The organism is Bacteroides sp. RTP31139st1_H2_RTP31139_211217 (genome assembly GCF_040227615.1).
GTDB lineage: Bacteria > Bacteroidota > Bacteroidia > Bacteroidales > Bacteroidaceae > Bacteroides > Bacteroides uniformis.
On the sequence record NZ_JBCNZM010000272.1, the window covers coordinates 1 to 3446 of the forward strand.

The window sequence follows — 3446 nt, forward strand, 5'->3', positions numbered from 1 at the left end:
GCCTTTACTTGCTCTGAACAACCTCGTGAGGCAAGTTTATCATCAGTTGTTTCACGTAAAAACGCATTTGACAAGTTAATCTGATAATACAAACGATAATATGCTCCTTTGATCCATGGACTTGAAGCAGTCCAAGAAATATGATTGAAGTCTGGAATACCAGGATCATTCCAGCAACAATGAGCGATATCAGAAGCCAATTCCTGCATATTCCACAATACGCGAATAAATGAAGCCTGAGAACCACCGTCAATGCCGACAACATCCTGGTCTGAGTCTCCACCTGCATTACCACCTATTACCAAACCTGCATATATTTTAGCCAAACTTTGTTCATAAGCTCCTATCTCCTTTCCAAAAACGACATCCGAAACCAATTCATCCTTATCCAATGGAACCGTATCCAGATCGTTCACACAAGAGGTAACCCCTAACATCGTACTCAAAAGGGCTGCCGACAATATATATTTATATTTTAATATTTTCATAACTTCATTGATTAAAAATTAAGATTCAAGCCTAACATAAATACACGAGGGCGAGGATAGATATTATTATCAACTCCACTACCGCTAATTTCAGGATCCAAACCATCATATTTGGTAATAACAAACGGATTCTGTACCGTGACATAAACACGTGCACTTTGTTTATCATTGAACAGCTTGTTAAAAGTGTATCCTAATGAAATATTGTCCATCCGTACAAAAGAAGCATTCTGAACATAGTAACTAGAACGATATTGCCCTGTCTTGAAATTTGTTTTCCATGCAGAAGTCAAACGATTTTTCAAGAAACCAGTTTGGTCATACATTTGTGAACCATCCCAAGCCTCACGATTGGATTGTACATTGTTATAAGCATAGTTTCCAATACTTGCACGCAAAGCAAATGACAAATCCCAATTCTTATAAGACAATTGAGAAGTTAATCCCATAAATACGTCAGGAGCAGACTTTTTGTAAGCGACCAAATCTTCTTCGTCTATTTTATTATCCCCATTTTGATCAACATAAGCACCTTCTATCGGATTTCCAGCCTTATCATAAAGTTGTTCCCATACATAGAATGAATTATAAGGATGATCAACAGCATTTATCATGATATTATAACCGGTTGCTCCATCAATACCAGTATGAATCACACCTTTATAAGCCGGGTCATCATTAAATGTCAATTTGGTAATTTCATTTTTATTATAAGAGATGTTATAACTCAATGTCCAGTCCCAATCTTTTGTCGTGATAGGATGAGCCGTCAAAGTAAGTTCAATACCTTTATTCTCCAATGTACCTACATTCGTCAACAACTGGTTACTAAAGTTTGTACCGGCAGGAGCTGTAACCGTATTCAGCAAATCATCAGTTTTACGATAATACAAATCAAGAGTACCTGTCAATTTGTTGTTCAATACACCGAAATCCAATCCAATATTGTAAGTTGTAGTTTCTTCCCATTTCAAGTTTTCATCATAAGCTTGAGGAGCAATCAATGAATACTTGTTATTACCAAAATAATAATTTGCTCCAGCTTTGGAATACATATAGCGAGCCATATAAGGATAGTCACCATTATTCAGGTTTTGCTGACCAGTAATACCATAGCCCAAACGCAACTTCAAATCAGAAAGCCAATCCACTCCCTTCAAGAAATTCTCTTCTTTCATCTTCCATGCCAAAGCAACTGAAGGAAATAATCCCCAACGATTGTCTTTATTGAAACGTGAAGAACCATCATTACGCAAGGTAAATGTCACCAAATAACGATTCAATAATGTATAATTCAAACGCCCAAAGAAAGAAACAAGATAGTTTTCAGTTGAATAATCTTCCATATCCTTATAGAATTCCTTACCAGTTTCTTCAGCTTTTACTGTAGAATAAGGATATTTGGTCCATGTAGAATTATAGAAATGCTGCCAAGAATAACCGCCCATAACATCGACATGATGTGCACCAAACTCTTTAGCATAATTCAAATAGAAATCCAGCAATGTATTCCGCTTCAATTGATAATAGCTGCTATTTTCCCCAAACCCAGTTTTATAGTTACCTTGGCACCAAGTCATAGGAGCATTATCTTCTATAATAACATCACCTTCACTCTTAGACACGTCGTAACCTAAATTCAAGTTTGCTCTCAATTCGGGCAGGAAATGAAACTTATAGTCAATTTGTGCATTACCAATACTTCTATAAACAGTTGATTCGTCATGCTTTGAATCTAAAATAGAAACGGGATTAGCCAAACCAATATCAACCGGTGTAGGATTATTGCCACTTTTCATATACATAAAGTAGCCGTTACCATAGGGATTTCCATCCATGTAAATAGGCTGTGTCGGATCATATTGCGTCGCCATACCTATCGCACCAGTATCTGCAAAACGGTTTGTATTATAAATGCCTTTCACATTCAACTGAATATTCAATTTCTTATCAAAGAAATTAGGATTCAAGCTAATAGCACCAGTCAAACGCTCCATATTAGAAGTCTTCAATATACCATTTTCATTGGTATAAGAAACTGATACACGATAGGGCATGTGTGGTATAGCACCAGAAACATTAACATTGTGGTCTGTACTGAAAGAGGTTTTGAATATTTCATCCTGCCAATCAGTATTTGCCTGACCTAATGCTTTAAACTGAGCACTTGATTCACCGAATTTAGAAGTCACAAATTCTCTAAATTCATTTGCAGACATTACATCTACTTTATTGGGTCTTGTATTAATAGAGAATGTACCGCTATAACCAACTTGTACACGTCCAGACTTTCCTTTTTTAGTATTAATAATAATAACACCGTTAGATGCACGAGAACCATAAATGGCTGTTGCAGAAGCATCTTTCAAAATAGTAAAAGTCTCAATATCATTGGGATGGACAGTAGCCAAAGGATTTGACATACCATTAATACCACCGTCATCTACAGGCACACCGTCAATAACAATCAACGGATTATTGGATGCAGACATAGAAGAACCGCCACGCACACGAATTGTAGCACCAGCTCCCGGAGCACCACCGTCAGTAATCACACTTACACCGGCAGCTTTACCAACCAACATATCAGTAGCAGATGTAACAGCACCTTTTACCATTTTATCTGCACTAATAGCCGTAACAGACCCAGTCAAATCATTCTTTTTGGCTGTACCGTAACCAATTACGACCACCTCGCCCAACAATTCCGCATCATCTTGTAATGTAATAATTACTGAAGGAGCAGCAGCTACTTCTTGCGTCTTGTATCCGATAAAAGACACGACCAACGTAGCTCCCTGAGGAACTGTCAATGTAAAATTACCATCAAGGTCAGTGATTGTACCATTCGTGGAATTTCCTTTTTCCACCACATTTGCGCCTATCACTCCTCCCAAAGCATCTTTTACATGCCCTTTCACGGTGATGTTCTGTGCATAAGCGCCTACAGACAAGAAT

General features: G+C 37.5%; 1 protein-coding gene and 1 pseudogene. Both read right to left on the reverse strand.

The window, feature by feature from the left end; all coding sequences use genetic code 11:
* A pseudogene (locus tag ABUA47_RS23720) lies at positions 1 to 488 on the reverse strand (RagB/SusD family nutrient uptake outer membrane protein); the annotation flags it as partial.
* Positions 489 to 499: 11 nt separating this feature from the next.
* On the reverse strand, positions 500 to 3446 hold a 2947-nt coding region (locus ABUA47_RS23725), incomplete at its 5' end, for a TonB-dependent receptor (protein WP_349832171.1).